Origin of the sequence: Streptococcus thermophilus, assembly GCF_010120595.1 — a bacterium.
GTDB lineage: Bacteria > Bacillota > Bacilli > Lactobacillales > Streptococcaceae > Streptococcus > Streptococcus thermophilus.
Window position 1 is genome coordinate 2,066,963 of record NZ_CP038020.1, and the last position, 16,769, is coordinate 2,083,731.

16 protein-coding genes are annotated in these 16,769 nt (G+C 40.9%); 2 read left to right on the top strand and 14 right to left on the bottom strand.

The window, feature by feature from the left end:
• The first annotated feature begins 49 nt into the window (after nt 1-49).
• Nucleotides 50-832 carry an ABC transporter ATP-binding protein gene (locus E3C75_RS10825; protein ID WP_111679687.1) on the top strand — a complete coding sequence of 261 codons (783 nt, stop codon included), beginning with the start codon at nt 50-52 and terminating at the stop codon, nt 830-832.
• Between the two features lie 618 nt (nt 833-1,450).
• On the opposite strand, the gene E3C75_RS10830 is transcribed toward E3C75_RS10825, so the two are convergent.
• From E3C75_RS10830 to dinB, 14 genes are all read right to left on the bottom strand, one after another.
• The gene (locus tag E3C75_RS10830) at nt 1,451-3,517 is read right to left on the bottom strand and encodes a cation:proton antiporter (protein ID WP_084829062.1); all 2,067 of its coding nucleotides are present in this window, start codon (nt 3,515-3,517) and stop codon (nt 1,451-1,453) included.
• Between the two features lie 8 nt (nt 3,518-3,525).
• A complete protein-coding gene (locus tag E3C75_RS10835) occupies nt 3,526-3,768 on the bottom strand; it encodes a hypothetical protein (protein WP_011226461.1) in 243 nt (80 codons plus the stop codon).
• Complete coding sequence (mnmM, locus tag E3C75_RS10840) at nt 3,765-4,313, bottom strand: tRNA 5-(aminomethyl)-2-thiouridylate-methyltransferase MnmM (RefSeq protein ID WP_084829063.1); 549 nt, start codon at nt 4,311-4,313, stop codon at nt 3,765-3,767. Before mnmM ends, E3C75_RS10835 begins: the two co-directional genes overlap by 4 nt.
• Nucleotides 4,306-5,256, bottom strand: a complete 951-nt coding sequence (gene mnmL / locus E3C75_RS10845; RefSeq protein ID WP_111679688.1) for a tRNA modification radical SAM protein MnmL/YtqA — start codon at nt 5,254-5,256, stop codon at nt 4,306-4,308. Before mnmL ends, mnmM begins: the two co-directional genes overlap by 8 nt.
• Nucleotides 5,257-5,340: 84 nt before the next feature.
• Nucleotides 5,341-6,417 (bottom strand): SepM family pheromone-processing serine protease, encoded by a 1,077-nt coding sequence (locus tag E3C75_RS10850; protein ID WP_171815041.1) that lies wholly within the window; start codon nt 6,415-6,417, stop codon nt 5,341-5,343.
• A complete protein-coding gene (gene coaD / locus E3C75_RS10855; protein WP_095559436.1) occupies nt 6,395-6,892 on the bottom strand; it encodes a pantetheine-phosphate adenylyltransferase in 498 nt (165 codons plus the stop codon). The genes E3C75_RS10850 and coaD overlap by 23 nt, the downstream gene beginning before the upstream one ends.
• A 33-nt stretch (nt 6,893-6,925) precedes the next feature.
• Entirely contained in the window at nt 6,926-7,465 is a 540-nt protein-coding gene (gene rsmD / locus E3C75_RS10860) for a 16S rRNA (guanine(966)-N(2))-methyltransferase RsmD (protein WP_339327201.1), read from the bottom strand.
• A gap of 150 nt (nt 7,466-7,615) precedes the next feature.
• The gene (gene trxB / locus E3C75_RS10865) at nt 7,616-8,536 is read right to left on the bottom strand and encodes a thioredoxin-disulfide reductase (protein ID WP_084829067.1); all 921 of its coding nucleotides are present in this window, start codon (nt 8,534-8,536) and stop codon (nt 7,616-7,618) included.
• 65 nt (nt 8,537-8,601) lie between these two features.
• A complete protein-coding gene (locus tag E3C75_RS10870) occupies nt 8,602-8,826 on the bottom strand; it encodes a DUF4059 family protein (RefSeq protein WP_084829068.1) in 225 nt (74 codons plus the stop codon).
• A 214-nt stretch (nt 8,827-9,040) separates the two neighbouring features.
• The gene (locus tag E3C75_RS10875; RefSeq protein ID WP_084829069.1) at nt 9,041-9,784 is read right to left on the bottom strand and encodes an amino acid ABC transporter ATP-binding protein; all 744 of its coding nucleotides are present in this window, start codon (nt 9,782-9,784) and stop codon (nt 9,041-9,043) included.
• Nucleotides 9,784-10,530 carry an amino acid ABC transporter permease gene (locus E3C75_RS10880; RefSeq protein WP_100262472.1) on the bottom strand — a complete coding sequence of 249 codons (747 nt, stop codon included), beginning with the start codon at nt 10,528-10,530 and terminating at the stop codon, nt 9,784-9,786. Before E3C75_RS10880 ends, E3C75_RS10875 begins: the two co-directional genes overlap by 1 nt.
• A 387-nt stretch (nt 10,531-10,917) precedes the next feature.
• Nucleotides 10,918-11,748, bottom strand: coding sequence for a transporter substrate-binding domain-containing protein (locus E3C75_RS10885; protein WP_084829071.1), 831 nt, complete (start codon nt 11,746-11,748; stop codon nt 10,918-10,920).
• 580 nt (nt 11,749-12,328) lie between these two features.
• Nucleotides 12,329-12,562, bottom strand: a complete 234-nt coding sequence (locus E3C75_RS10890; protein ID WP_065972545.1) for a hypothetical protein — start codon at nt 12,560-12,562, stop codon at nt 12,329-12,331.
• 292 nt (nt 12,563-12,854) lie between these two features.
• Nucleotides 12,855-13,958: a DNA polymerase IV gene (dinB, locus tag E3C75_RS10895; protein ID WP_084829072.1), complete on the bottom strand. Its 1,104-nt coding sequence runs from the start codon at nt 13,956-13,958 to the stop codon at nt 12,855-12,857.
• Between the two features lie 277 nt (nt 13,959-14,235).
• On the opposite strand from dinB, the gene pflB reads away from it, so the two are divergent.
• Nucleotides 14,236-16,545: a formate C-acetyltransferase gene (pflB, locus tag E3C75_RS10900; RefSeq protein ID WP_084829073.1), complete on the top strand. Its 2,310-nt coding sequence runs from the start codon at nt 14,236-14,238 to the stop codon at nt 16,543-16,545.
• The last annotated feature ends 224 nt before the right edge of the window (nt 16,546-16,769 follow it).

Here is a 16,769-nt window from a genome sequence, read left to right on the forward strand (position 1 = left end):
TTCTATTTTATGCTATAATTAGAGTAATTTATCATCGAAGGAGAGACTTATGTCACTTATACGCTTAGAAAATGTCAGCTTGGCTCGCCAAGGAAAAACACTCTTGTCCAATCTTAACTGGTCAGTTGAAAAAGGCCAGACCTGGGCTATCCTTGGACTTAATGGTGCAGGAAAATCAACACTTCTACGCTTATTGACAGCTGAGTTCTTTCCTTCCGAAGGTCATGCTGAAATACTTGGCTATACCTTTGGTAATGGAGACATCACGGGTCTTCGCAAACATATCGGTATTGTCAGTTTCTTCATCACTGAGCGTCTGCCTAAGCATATGACTGCAGAAAAAATCGTCCTTACTGGTAAATACAAGAGCTCAATCCTCTACAGGGCATATGGGGATAAGGAGTTGCAAGAAGCCAAGGACATGCTGACCTCACTTGGTGCTGGGGATTTGATAGGTCGTAAATACCATGGCCTCTCTCAAGGAGAAAAACAAATTTGTTTGATTGCTCGCAGTCTCATGGAAGATCCTGACATCATTATTCTTGATGAAGCGACTGTTGGCTTGGACCTATTTGCTCGTGAAAAACTCTTGCGTCAGATTGATCGTATCACCTCACTTCCTCATGCTCCACTGGTTCTTTACGTCACTCACCACGCTGAGGAAATCACTGAAAACATGGACCATATTCTCCTACTCCGTCAAGGAAAAATCGTATCACAAGGATCCAAAAATGATGTCATCACACCAGAAGTCTTAGCTGACTTCTATCAAAATCCTGTTCAAATTATTCCAATTGACGACCATCGTTTTTACATTAACCCTCTTTTATAGAGATCAGTCATAAAGTAGCTTGATTTAGGGCTAATTTACGAACAACATTAAAGAAACAAGTCCCCTAGACTATAAGTCTGGGGGAATTTGTTCTTTCATCATTACTTCTTTTTTATTTGAGATACGCTATACAAAATTAAGGCTGGAAGGACAAGGTGTTCTATAGACGTTCTTGAATAAAATAAATTGTGCAGCGACTATATATAAACAGATTTTGTCAGAGGTTTTACTGTGTGAGGAAATCTTTTGACTTTTACCGATTCGATAACAAAACAGTTCTTTTTTGACCGAATAAATTCTAAGATTAACCACATAGACATATGATATTGTCCGATGGCCGCTCTTTCCAGTTGTCTTGTTAATCTTCTTTACAATTGAGAATTTCATGAAAAAAGATTATAAGTCTAGCCTCATTAGTGCCTTGATTGGGCTGATGATTGCTAATGCAATCTATGACCTACTCCCTATTCCCTATTCCTACCGAAACTCTGATTGTTTCCGGTATCCTAGTAGGCCTAGGATTGGGCTATCTCTTTCCTGACCACGATAATTAAAAAAGCAAACATTAAAAGAAGCCAAATTAATAACTTAGCTTCTTTTTCTACTCTAAATTCTTTCTTAAGCTCCCCTTCGGGCTAGATTGATCATATCATATATCAAAGTATTGCTTGTTTCTTTGAGAGAATAGTTCTCCAAAGTATTGACTTCCTTACGAAGCTGTCTGGCATAACGACTAGAAATACGCCCAGCTTGTTCATATTCGATGATAATCTTACGTTCCAAAAAATAGCCTCGCAACATTTCGTCAACATAGTCTGGATTTAAGTGAGTGATAACCCGCTCGACAAAGGCTCCAGATTGAATAATTTCAGCCTCTCGAATCCGACTGCGTTTCAAATAAGACAAAAGATCTGAATTATAGACACCTTCCAGATTACTCAAGGCTTCCAAAACCTGCTCAGTATTTGTTAAATAAAGCTCAGTCATATGATCACGATTTTCCTCGGTCAATCGAGGACCTTGCCTATTCTCCTCTTGTTCAAATCGAAACTTGAAGGTAAAAGCTAGGTGCAAAATTCTACGAAGACCAAGAACGAAAACAGCAGAGGCATAAGAGAGACTAGAAACAAAACCACGGTTGATACGGCGCTCCAAGCCTTTGATATAACGTTGGTATAGATTGTATTCGAGTTCTGAAATCTTCCCCTTCTTGTAGGCATATTCCAAACCCTCACTCTCGATTTCCATAATCATGATACGGATATTAGCTAACTCTTCCTTGATATCATTTGATTCCTGCTCCAAGATTAAATCTTCCAAACGTTGGTTATAGTTGTCAATGGTAGCATAAACAGCTCCTTGATTTGCAGACTGCTTCAGGTCTTTTTCTAGCTCTCTTACCACATCATTAAGAATAGCAATCTGCATGTAATGGTTGGTCGTATGTGCTGGTCCGGTAGCTAACCTAGGTAGAATTAAAATACCTATCAAGAAGCTCAATAGTGTAACACCCGCTACTGTAAAGGTCAAGAGACTGTGTTCTAGCGCAGTCATATTAGCAACCGGAAGTAAAAGGATTGTTGCAATCGAAACCGTTCCTTTTACGCCAGAAAAAGTCAAAATCGTAGCAACCTTCCATATTTTTTTCAGTGACCGTTTGGTCCGCCAAGCTCTTTGGGCAAGCACTGCACTAATCATGACAAAACGAATTCCAAACATGATCGCTGTTAACAAGACTATGGCAAGAAGCATCCAAAGCGTATCATAAGTACTGCTAGACAGTACTGGGGTTGCTAAGGTTGGCAGTTCCGTCCCCAGAAGGAAAAAGACCATACCATTAAGAACAAAGGTAATGGTTCCCCAAATCGTATGGGAGACACTATCCAATTTGGCATCAAATACGGTGATTTTTTTGAAACGGCTAGCAAGCGAAATCCCTGCTACAACAACAGCAATAATTCCAGAGACATGTATTTCCTCAGCTACAAAGTAAGAGGAAATCGGTAGCACTAACTCTAGTAAGAGTGCACCTGTGACATCTGCTGCATCCATATTATCTAAAATGGTCAAAAAAAGACGATTCAATAGAGCTGTAATCAAGCCAACCAAAAAACCACCAATTACAGAGATAACCAAATTCCAGCTCGCGTCCAGGAGGGAGAAGGATCCCGTTGTCAAAGCCGTTACTGCTACCCGAAAGGCGACCAAGCCAGAGGCATCATTTAGCAAACCCTCTCCCTGCAGAATATAGCTAATCCACTTTGGAAAACTGAAGCGTTTGGAGATAGCGGAATAGGCAACAAAATCCGTTGGACCAAGAGCGGCACCGAGGGCTAGACAGGCAGACAAGGGCACCGAAGCAGGCAAGACGGCCTTAGCAAGATAGCCGATTCCTAGCGTAGAGACGAAGATGACTGGAAAAATCAAAAACAGAATGAGCTTCCAGTTACGTAGAATACTGGTAATGTCACTCTCTTCGCCCTCACGAAAAAGCAAGGGAGCAATAATAAACGCTAGAAAAAGTTCCGTTTCAAGCTCAAAAACTTCCCCCTTAAGAAGAAAACCAATACCCACTCCAAAAATAATTTGAATCAAAGGTAGGGGAAGTCGTGGAAAAATGCGGTTGATAACGTTCGATAAGATTAAGCTAAGCAGAAGAACAAGCAAAGCTAATGATAAATGCATAGTTTCTCTTAACCTTCCTTATGACAACAGTTAGAAAATAGTTCTTTTTGCTTGCGAATTTTTTTATCAATGGCAGTCACGTCTTCCTTAGCTAAAAGTTTATGGCAACGTTCAACCTCAAGACTGGCTAGTTTCTTCTTGATTTTCGTCGTTTTGCAATTGTAAACCGTTTTTAAGTTATCTTCAGCACTCTGCTTGTCTATATATTTGGCCTGCATATCTGCAAGTTTTTCTTTAATATCTGTAATCATTGTAATTTCTCCAACATCACCAAAAATGGCGGGGTATTAATTTGATTGATAGGTTGATACAGCATGGCTGTAAAAACACGCTGGTCTAAACCAATCACATACTCAAGAACAGCATCCTTCTCCATATCACCACCATCATGACCGTAGTAAATCATAATAGCTAGGCGACCACCCACCTCTAAGCGGTCAAGAATCTTCTCAATAGCTTCAAGGGTCGTGTGAGGTTTGGTGATGACACTCTTGTCTGCAGATGGTAGATAGCCTAAATTGAAAATAGCTGCTCGAATAGGCTCCCTAACATAATGGTCCAGATTTTCATGACCATCTAAAATGAGTTCCGTATTTTCAATTCCCAAGTCTGACAAGCGTTGACTGGTCTTTCCAAGCGCCTGCTCCTGCACGTCAAAAGCATAGACCTTCTTGGAAAGTCTAGCCAGAAAGGCTGTGTCATTACCATTTCCCATGGTCGCATCGACAACTATACTCTCATCGTCCAGCACTTCTGCTAGAAAGTCATGAGACATATGAATGGGACGTTTAATCATGCTTTTTCCTCCTTCTTGCTAACGACTCTTTACACCCTTGCCATGAGTCACGACGTTCCATCTCTTTGTCAATGGCATTAAGGACTTCCCACTTGTTGAGACTCCACATAGGTCCAATCAGCATATCTCGCGGTGCATCACCAGTAATCCGATGAATGACGATATCCTTAGGGATGATTTCCAACTGGTCACAGATGATTGACACATACTCTTCCTGACTCAGCAATTTAAGACCCCCTTCGTGGTAGTCTCTTTGCATACGCGTATTAGTCATCAGGTGGAGGAGATGGAGTTTAATCCCCTGAATGTCATTATCAGTCACACAACGGCGAACATTCTCCACCATCATCTCATGAGTTTCCCCCGGTAACCCATTAATTAGGTGTGATACAATTTCAGCCTTGGGCGCACGCTCACGCAAGCGCTTCACCGTCTCCACATAGAGTTCATAGCTGTGTGCTCGGTTTATGAGCTCTGACGTTTCTTCATAAGTCGTCTGCAGTCCAAGTTCAACCGTTACGTGCATGCGGTCTGTGAGTTCTGCCAGATAATCAATCACATCGTCTGGCAAACAGTCAGGGCGAGTACCGATATTGATCCCAACAACACCAGGCTCATTGATAGCCTGTTCGTAGCGATCCTTGATAACCTCAAGTGGTGCGTGAGTATTCGTAAAGTTTTGAAAATAAACCAGATATTTATGAACTTCTGGCCACTTGCGGTGCATAAAGTCAATCTCATGGTAAAACTGCTCACGAATCGGTGCCTCAGGAGCTACAATAGCGTCCCCAGACCCCGATACTGTACAAAAGGTACAGCCACCGTGAGCCACTGTTCCATCACGGTTGGGACAATCAAAGCCCGCATCTATAGGAAGTTTGAAAATCTTTTCGCCAAAAATCTCGCGATAGTAATCATTTACTGTTCTATAACGTTTTTTCATACAGACTATTATAACACTTTAGTCTAAAAAAGAGAGTAAGACAGAGACAAAATCATAGATTTCTGTCTGTCCTACTCTCACTTCTCATTTAGTCTTTTTCAAAAAATCAATGGCTTCTTGAGCTGTTTTAACAGGGACGATTTTCATCTTGGTCCCCAGTTTCTCGGCAGCTTCCTTGGCCTCTTGATAATTAGTCTTGGCATCCGGATCAGCCTTTTTCATTTCCTTAGTTACTAGATTATTTGGCACGAAGAAAATGTCTGCGCCACTATCAGCCGCAGATTTCACCTTGAGATAGGCCCCACCGATATCACCGACAGCCCCATCTTTTTCAATAGTTCCTGTACCAGCAATCTTGCGGCCAGCCTTGAGGTCTTGACCAGACACCTGATCGTAAATAGCCAAGGTAAACATAAGACCAGCACTTGGCCCACCGACACCATCCAGTTTAAACTTAACATTCTCAGGACTCTTGATCTCAGTATGGTCCGTTAGGCCGATACCAATACCATTTTTGCCATTGGCAATCTTAATAATCTTACCAGTAGCAGTCTTTTCTTTGCCATCTCTCATATAAGTGACCTTGACCTTTGAACCCAGCTTAAGTCCTTGAACGTATTTAATCATGTCAGTAGAATTATCAAAGGTCTTACCATTAACAGCCGTCACCGTATCAGCAATATTGAGGACACCCTTGAAGCTAGAATCATCAGCAACCTGAAGCACATAGACACCCATATACTCCAAACTAACCTCCTTACCAGCCAGAGTCAAGCCCTGATAAACCGCTTGGTTTTGAGAAGTCTCCATGTAAAATTGGTTGATGCGCATGAAATCTTCATCAGAGTAATTTCCAGTTGCCTCTTCAGCCGTTTGAAGCTTTGCAAAATCATTAAACTGAGCATAGAGCATCAAGGCCAAAGTCGCCTTGGTTTGAGCCACCGCCACAAAATTATAGGAGCCCTTAGAATCATCAGCTTTCTTATTCACTGTCAAGACTTCCTTGGTATCAAAAGCACCACCCGGAAGCTCCACATAGTAATTATTGAGCGGGAAAAAGAGGGCAAAAAGGAGGAAAAGTACCGTAAAAATACTTAATAACCGCCACTTAATACGCCACATTTTCTCTAATAGCGATTTAGATTTTGTCTTGTTTGCCACGCTTGGCCTCCACTTGCTTAACAACTGCTTGCGGAACATAGGAGCTAATGTCCCCCTCAAAATAAATCAACTCACGCACACGACTTGAAGACACCGGTGTCACCTCATGACTAGCAATCAAATAAACCGTTTCAAGTTCTGGCGCCAAACCTTTATTGAAATAGTCCATATTAGCCTCATAGTCAAAGTCTGTCGCATTGCGTAGGCCTCGAACCAGATAAGTTACACCAAGATCTCTGGCGACATCTACAGCCAGACTATCGTGGGCCGTTATGACCTTGACATTAGGAAAATCTGCCACAACCTCATCCAAGATACGCTTGCGAGTCACAACATCCCAGAAGCCCTGCTTATTTTTATTATAAAAAAGTCCTATATAGAGCTCGTCAAAGAGTTTGCTGGCTCTGACAATAATATCCATATGCCCATTTGTAATCGGATCAAAAGACCCCGTAAACATAGCAATCTTGGTCATAGCATTTCCTTTCTACAATTTCCCTACCAAAGGCTAACGCACGTAAACGGTCACCTTACTGATACCATAGGTTTTCTGCTTCCAAATCCCAAAGTTTGAAACTTCTTCAGGCAAGTCCACATCCTTATCAGTCTCACAAACCAACATCACCTCTTCAGACAAGAGCCCCTGCTCCTCTAACTGAGTAATATTGGCCACAATCTGCTCTTTCGCATAAGGCGGATCTAAGAGCACCAAGTCAAACTGACCTGTCAATTGTGTCAATGCACGCGCCGCATCCATCTTCAAAAGCTGGAACTGTTCCTCACTCTTGGTCATCTTGATATTTTCCTGAATAACAGCCTGTGCTCGACGATCCTTTTCCACGAGGACAGCAGACGACATGCCACGGCTAATAGCCTCAATAGCTAAACTACCACTCCCAGAAAAAAGATCCAAAACACGTCCTCCATCAAAGAAAGGACCAATCATATTGAAAATGGCACCCTTGACCTTGTCCGTTGTTGGACGAGTCGTTTTGCCTTCTAACGTTTTAAGCGGACGCCCGCCAAAATCACCTGCTACAACACGCAAGTCGGTCACCTCGTTTTTACTGACTTTTAGTAAGACTTCTCTATTATAACAAAAAACTACACATAGATGTTACTCCAAAGGAGGCTAGACTAGCTAAAGATCATCACACAAACACAAAAAACTCGAAATTCTCCCGAATTTCCATTTATGTTACTTATCACCAAGTGCAGTCACGTAGTTATAAGCTTCGATACCGGCTATGGCACCTTCCCCTACGGCTGTGGTAATTTGGCGAAGATCTTTCTGACGCACATCACCAATGGCAAAGATACCTGGAACACTTGTCGCCATCTTGTCATCTGTGATTACCCAACCATTTTGGTCAGTGATGTCGAGGCCTGTCAAGTAATCTGAAACAGGATCAAGTCCGACATAAACAAAGACACCGCCAAATTCGTGGTTAGTCACCTCACCAGTTTTGACATTCTTGATATCAACACTGCGAACCTTGATGTCATCACCCTTGATTTCTTCAACAACGGAATCCCAGATAAACTTGACCTTTTCATTGGTGAAGGCACGGGCTTGAAGGACTTTTTGGGCACGCAATTCGTCACGACGGTGAACAATGGTCACGCTATTGGCAAAGCGTGTCAAATAAATTCCTTCTTCAACAGCAGAGTCTCCACCACCAACAACCAAGAGGTCTTGATTGCGGAAGAAGGCACCATCACATACAGCACAATAAGAGACACCACGGCTGTTGTACTCTTCTTCACCAGCAACACCAATGTGGCGGTGTTTAGCACCCGTCGCAATGATAACTGTCTTGGTTTGGTACTCCTCGTCACCAGTTTTGACAACTTTATAATTGCCCCTGTCTTCGATACCAGACACGATACCATAAAGATTTTCAACACCCAATTTTTCCAAGGGTTCAAACATCTTCATGGACAGTTCTGGACCAGAAATACTTTCAAAACCAGGATAATTTTCAATATCAGATGTGTTATTCATCTGTCCACCAGGAGCACCTTGCTCCAAAGTTGCCACTTTAAGGTTGGCACGAGCTGCATAAAGTGCTGCAGTCATCCCCGCAGGACCAGCTCCAATAACAATTGTATCGTACATGAGTAACTCCTTATATGATTTTCTTGTAGAGATATCTTACACCTAATGTGCCAACAAAGCTAGCATTATGCATTAAGTACGATAAGAATCGCCATAAAAGCAAATGCCAATACTGGGATCGAAACCATCGATATCATAATAGCATCATAGAGGGCACCCTGACGCTCCTTAACGGTTTTGTCTAAATGACGTAGGGCACGCCATCCAAGCCAAAAGACACCAATAACCAAACAAACAAAGAAAGCAATCACAAGGCCTAAGAGATAAAATTTAAAAATATTTAATAACATAAATCATCCTAAAGTGAAAAATAGAAAAGGCTGAGACAACATTCTCCAACCTCTGAATCCGATTAATAATAACTACAGAAGGCAGTCACCGAGTAGACTCCTTAGTCGCCTTTGAAGTATTCAAAAGTTCCTAATCATCCTTGTGGGACTTTGACTATGAACTAGAAATGTAGTCCTATCCCATCACCTTTTCTATTGTAACAAAAATCCCATCTTAAAGATATTGTTTTGAATAAGAAGCGAAGAATTCTTTTGTTCGCTCTTCTTTTGGATGGTTAAAGATTTCATCAGGTGTTCCTTGTTCAAGGATATGACCTTTTTCAAGGAAAAGCACCTTGTCAGCCACTTGATAAATAAAGTTCATGTCGTGACTGACCAAAATCATGGTTTGACCTGATTTAGCCGCATCTACGATTGATTTTTCAACCTCACCAACCAACTCAGGGTCAAGGGCAGATGTTGGTTCGTCAAGCAAGAGCACATCAGGCCTCATTGCAAGGGCACGAGCCAAAGCCACACGTTGCTTTTGACCACCCGACAAGTGACGTGGGTAGTAATTTTCACGATTAGAAAGCCCAACCTTAGCGAGCTCTTCTTTAGCAATCTTGGTAGCTTCGTCGTCAGAAAGTTTCTTAACAATCTTGAGACCTTCCTTAACATTATCCAAGGCTGTACGACGTTCAAAGAGGTTAAACTGTTGGAACACCATGGCCAACTTACGGCGAAGGGTAAGGATTTGCTCCTTGGTAATTGTTCCAAAATCCACCTTGAAATCATCAATGGCAATAGTACCAGAATCAGGTTGTTCCAAATAGTTCAAGCAACGAAGGATAGTCGACTTCCCTGCACCAGAGGCACCAACAAGAGCCACAACTTCACCTTTTTCAATGTCAATATCGATGCCATCGAGAACCTTTTGTCCTGAAAATTCCTTGGTCAAATTTTTGATACTAATCATTAGCGGTCACCTCCAATGCCAGAAATGTCAGTCGCTTCAGGAGCCTTAATGGCCATGTGATTTTCAACTGAACGACCAATGTACTCAATCAAGATTGAGATTGCCCAGTATACAAGAGCTACTGAGATATAACGTTCAAAGTAACGGTAGTCAGCACCACCTAAGATTTGAGCTTGCGCATACATTTCAACGATACCTGCACTGAAGGCAAGTGATGTTCCCTTAGTCAAACCAATCAAACTGTTAATCAAACTTGGTGTCGCAATAACTGCCGCATTTGGAATGATGACACGACGGTAAACTTGTGCTGATGTCATCCCAAGAGAACGGGCAGCTTCGATTTCCCCAGCGTCAACGGCCTGAATCGCTGCACGGATGGTCTCACTCATGTAAGCTGCTTCATTAAAGGCAAAGGCTGTAATAGCGAAGATAGCTGGTGGAATCTCATTAATGTTCCAATCTAAGCCGAAATCACCATTCAAGTAACGAAGGAAGAGTGGAATACCATAGTAAGTCAACATGAGTTGTACAAGGATTGGTGTCCCACGCAAGAAGCTCACAAAAACGGCTTGAATTGGATAAAGGATACGTACTCGATTAATTTTAACAACCGCAAAGACAAGGGCCAAAATCAAACCGAAGAAGGCACCTGCAATAGTCAATCCCAAGGTTAAAGGCAAGCGTTCTACAATCTTAGGGACAGCATCGAAGACAGCCTTCCATGAGAAGAGCTTACCAGCTGGCATCCAAGATGAAATCCATTTGAAGACAATTGTAACCAATTGCAAAACATAGCCCCAAAGGATTTCCACTAGCCATGATAAGGGAATGGCTAAAGCAACAGCTACTGCCAAACCAACCAAGCCAAGGATAACTTGAAGATACCAAGGTGACCGATTAAATGCTTCTATACTCTTTTTCACAATGTCGCCCTTTCTTTCTAAAAAAGTCGGTTAGCCTAGTGCTAACCGTTCAAATATCTTATCATAAATTTTATAATATTCATTTTAGCACGACTCAGAAAGTCTGTGAAATAGTCTTTTCTTATCAAAGTGATAAGGAAATCATATCACTGATAATTCAGCTTTATTAACGTCAAAAAGCTGAGACAGCAGTCTCAACTTTTAACAGTCTTATTTCAAATCACTGACGTAATCGCCACCGAAGTATTCCTTACTGAGTTTGGCAAGGGTTCCATCCTTCTTAAGCTCTTTGATACGTTTATTGACAAAAGTCTTGAGTTCCTTACCTTGCTTATTTTTTGAGAAAATAAGGTATTCAAGACCATCAGTCTTCATACCGATATCGTCTTTAAGCTTGTTTACAGCCAACTTATAGCCTTGATCTTTAACAATGTACTCAGACGAAATGGCATCATAAAGGATAAAATCAATTTTTCCTTCTTGAATGTGTTGAACGCGTGTTGAAAGACCCGTCGAGCTAGAAGCGTAATTGATTGTAATTGGTGTCTTGTCCGCATTGGCGTGGTTCCAGTTTTCAAGCAACTGAGCGTAGTTAGTGCCAGGAAGCACTTCTGTTGTCTTACCAGACAAATCGTCTAGGCTAGTATACTTTGTACCCTCAGCACTGATGATTGCATAGTTAGAACGTGAAATTGGATCTGAAAAACTATATTTCTGTGCACGCTCTTCATTGTAGTTAAAATCATTAGCTGCAATCTGATAACGTCCAGAATCCACCCCTGTCAAGATGGAATCAAAAGGCGTCGTTACAAACTTGACCTCATACTTGTCTGAATCCTTAAAAACAGCCTTTACCAAATCAATATCATAACCCTTGAAGTCATCACCTTTTTTAAAAGTGAAAGGTGCCGTATCAGAGTCAGTCGCAACAGTAATCGTCTGCTTTTCACCAGATACCTTACTGTCACCTTTGTTTCCACAAGCTGCCAAAGTCAAAACCGACAAACCAAGAATCCCTATGCCTGCAAGCCATTTTTTCATATCTATATTCCTCAATACTTTTATTAATAGTAAGTGATGACAGTTTACCATATTTATCCCAACTCGTCTAATAATAAAAACCTAAGTGGTGATAGAAAATGGTTATAGGGGTGAGGATAGAAATAACAAGATAGAAAAAAGCTACCATACCAGTAACAACTCTTTTCATCTTTAACTTACTACATTATATTATATTGATTGTCTAATATTCATGTAAAATACTATCATCTTATCACTCCTATATAATCCTAAGAGAGAAAATAACTAAAAATAATCTATTATCCACACTACTTGTCCTTACCCGATAACTTATTACTTGAGTCGCTACTATGTTCAGGTTGATAGTCTGACAAATCCTTATGGATACGTTCAGCATAAACGGCTTTATTTCCTGATTCAGCATGGTCAACCAGATCCTCGACAAGTTCTTTATAATTTTTTGTAGAGATAGTCCAGTTGACCCCATTATCTTCGATAAATTGAAGTTCCTTTCCAAATTATCTGAACCTGTCAAAGGTATACAGAACAATTCTTTATCAATATCCTTAAATTGCGTTAAATCACCGTTAAAGTTTTCACACTAAAGGAACTTTGTTGTGAGATCTTTGCCCTTACCCTTTTCATCATTACTCTTATCAGATTGGTTCCAGTACTTCAACTTGTCAATATTAATACCATAGGGACTCATAAGGAGAGTACGAACAGCAGCTTCAGCACCATGGAAACTAACAGAGAGTGAAGTAAAAGTCACTGTTGCTTCATCTTTCTTGACTTTCACTTCCTTCAGTTTATAGTCCTGAATCTTGCCAATCATATTACGGCTTACCCTGAGAAACTTTGAAAACACTTGAGTTGGTGTCTTAGTATTAGCCTTGACACGTTATGTCGAAGTTGATTCGTTTTTTCTTTTCAGCTGACTTATTTGAAGCACAGGCTACAAGAACCAAGCATGTTGCTAAAATCAAGCCCAGATACGTAAAAACTTTTTCATTACTTTTATTATCTCATTTCTATTACTTACTAATTAAGATAGCACAGGTCTAATGATGCTTTAAGGTCAACTAGCAACGCAAAAAGTCAAAACTCTACTATTATATAATCACGAATCACGCCAAATCGTCTAAGTCTAACTGTCTACCTTCTTGGTCTTCCAAACCTGTCAGCGTAACACCAAGCAGGCGAACGCCACTACTATTTTCCTCCAGCTGATCAAAAATACTATGAGAAATCCTATCGATGGTGTCAAAATCCTGGGTTGATTTGTCCAAGGTCATACGTTTGGTTAGGGTTGAGAAGTCCGAATAACGAACCTTGATGACAATGATACGACCGACTTTTTTAGCTTTCTGGGCGCTTTCCGCTACCCGTTTAGCATTTTTAGTCAACTCAGCCTTGATGTCATCTTCATTATACAGGAGCTTACCATAGGTTCGCTCACTTCCGATAGATTTACGGACACGATTAGGCTTTACTGGGCTATTGGAAATGCCTCTAGCCTTGCGAAAGAGGTCAAAGCCAAAACGTCCAAAGCGGTCTATTAAGGTTGTCTCAGAAATTTTCAGAAGATCGGCACCGGTGTAGATGTCCATGTCATGAAGACGTTCAACTGACTTTTTACCTACCCCATGAAACTTTTCAATGGGTAGCTTTTCCAAAAAGTCCTGAGCTTCCTCTGGCAATACCACCGTCAAACCAGCAGGCTTTTGAAAATCAGAGGCGAGTTTGGCGATAAATTTATTATAGGAAACGCCTGCTGAACAAGTCAGATGGAGTTCCTGCCAGATATCATACTGGATAAACTTGGCTACCTTAACCGCTGATTTGATACCAAGCTTATTTATCGTCACATCAAGATAGGCTTCATCGATAGACATAGGCTCAACCAAGTCGGTATAGCGTTTAAAAATCTCGCGAATTTGCATCCCTACCTCTCGGTAATGGCTATAATTTCCTGAGATAAAGACAGCGTTAGGACAACGTTCATAGGCTTCCTTAGAAGACATGGCTGAATGGACACCATATTTTCTAGCCTCGTAATTACAGGTTGATACCACACCACGTCCCCCTGTTTTTCTAGGATCGTGACCGATAATAACTGGCTTTTCCTTAAGACTGGGGTCATCCCTCATCTCAACCTGAGCAAAAAAGGCGTCCATGTCAATATGGATGATTTTCCGACTGGTATCATTTATTAGAGGAAACTCTAACATGGCTCCCTGCCTCCTTTCTCAGATTTATCTCATTGTAAAGCTTTTCACATAAAACTTTAGGACTACAAAGCATTCTCCCCTTATGATACCAAAATCTATCAAAAAATAGAAATTTATAATACAGATTTATTGTTTTCAAAACTGTATTATAAAAGAATGTCTCTAAAAACGGAGTTTTAAAGTTATGTAAGCGGTTACTGTATGATATAATACTTCTAGAGAATGTAACAGATGATTTTGTTACATTCTCTAGAAAGTACTATAGGAGATCCAAACTATGGCAACGGTTAAAACTAACACAGATGTTTTTGAAAAAGCGTGGGAAGGCTTTAAAGGAACTGACTGGAAAGAAAAAGCAAGTGTGTCTCGCTTCGTACAAGCAAACTACACACCATATGATGGTGATGAAAGCTTCCTTGCAGGACCAACTGAACGCTCACTTAAAATCAAAAAAATCATTGAAGAAACTAAAGCTCACTACGAAGAAACTCGTTTCCCAATGGATACTCGTCCGACATCAATTGCAGATATTCCTGCCGGCTATATTTCAAAAGACGACGAACTAATCTACGGTATTCAAAATGATGAGTTATTCAAATTGAATTTCATGCCAAAAGGCGGAATTCGTATGGCAGAAACAGCTCTCAAGGAACATGGCTATGAACCTGATCCAGCTGTTCACGAAATTTTTACAAAACATGTAACTACAGTAAATGACGGTATCTTCCGTGCTTATACATCAAATATCCGTCGTGCACGTCACGCACACACTGTAACTGGACTTCCAGATGCTTACTCTCGTGGACGTATCATCGGTGTTTATGCTCGCCTTGCTCTTTACGGTGCTGACTTCTTGATGCAAGAAAAAGTAAACGACTGGAACTCTATCGAAGAAATCAACGAAGAAACTATTCGTCTTCGTGAAGAAGTTAACCTTCAATACCAAGCACTTCAAGATGTTGTTCGCCTTGGTGACCTTTACGGTGTAGATGTTCGTCGTCCAGCCTTCGATACTAAAGAAGCTATCCAATGGACAAACATTGCTTTTATGGCTGTATGTCGTGTTATCAATGGTGCGGCTACTTCACTTGGTCGTGTGCCAATCGTCCTTGACATATATTCAGAACGTGACCTTGCTCGTGGTACTTACACTGAATCAGAAATCCAAGAATTCGTTGATGATTTTGTCTTGAAACTTCGTACTGTAAAATTCGCACGTACAAAAGCTTACGACGAACTTTACTCAGGTGACCCAACATTCATCACAACTTCTATGGCTGGTATGGGTGCTGACGGACGTCACCGTGTTACTAAAATGGACTACCGTTTCTTGAACACACTTGATAATATTGGTAACGCTCCAGAACCAAACTTGACAGTTCTCTGGACTGACAAATTGCCATATCCATTCCGTCGCTACTGTATGAAAATGTCACACAAACACTCTTCAATCCAATACGAAGGTGTGACAACAATGGCTAAAGACGGTTATGGTGAAATGTCATGTATCTCATGTTGTGTATCACCACTTGACCCAGAAAATGAAGAACAACGTCACAACATCCAATACTTTGGTGCTCGTGTTAACGTTCTTAAAGCCCTTCTTACTGGTTTGAACGGTGGTTACGACGATGTTCATAAAGACTACAAAGTATTTGACATCGATCCAGTCCGTGATGAAGTTCTTGACTTTGACACTATTAAAGCTAACTTAGAAAAATCTCTTGACTGGTTGACTGACACTTACGTAGATGCCCTTAACATCATCCACTACATGACTGATAAGTACAACTACGAAGCTGTCCAAATGGCCTTCTTGCCAACTAAACAACGTGCTAACATGGGATTCGGTATCTGTGGTTTTGCCAATACTGTTGATACATTGGCAGCTATCAAATACGCTACAGTTAAAACAATCCGTGACGAAGATGGCTACATCTACGACTACGAAACAATCGGTGAATACCCACGTTGGGGTGAAGATGACCCACGTTCAAACGAATTGGCAGAATGGTTGATTGAAGCTTACACTACTCGTCTTCGTAGCCACAAACTCTACAAAGATGCAGAAGCTACAGTTTCACTTCTTACAATCACTTCTAACGTTGCTTACTCTAAACAAACTGGTAACTCTCCGGTCCACAAAGGTGTTTACCTTAACGAAGATGGTACTGTGAACCTTTCTAAACTTGAATTCTTCTCTCCAGGTGCTAATCCATCTAACAAAGCTCGTGGTGGTTGGTTGCAAAACTTGAACTCACTTGCAAGCCTTGACTTCTCATACGCTGCAGATGGTATCTCACTTACAACTCAAGTTTCTCCACGTGCCCTTGGTAAAACATTCGATGAACAGGTTGATAACTTGGTAACTATCCTTGACGGATACTTCGAAAACGGTGGACAACATCTTAACTTGAACGTTATGGACTTGTCAGCTGTTTACAAAAAGATCATGAGCGGTGAAGATGTTATCGTACGTATCTCTGGATACTGTGTAAACACTAAATACCTCACTCCAGAACAAAAAACTGAATTGACACAACGTGTCTTCCACGAAGTTCTTTCAACGGACGATGCTTTGGGATAAAACAATAAAAGAGCTCGCAATAGCGGGTTCTTTTATTTTTGCCAAAAACTAGCTTTCATTATATTTTTCTAAATCTACTATAATTTACATTTGACTTTTTCTCGGATTAGCTATAAAATAAAAGCATTTTCGTTTGGTATCTCAAAACACTTCACTTTCAGAAGTACCTTAGAGAAATATCACCCTGTCACCGTCTGACTGCTAGTTTACAAATAACAGGTCAA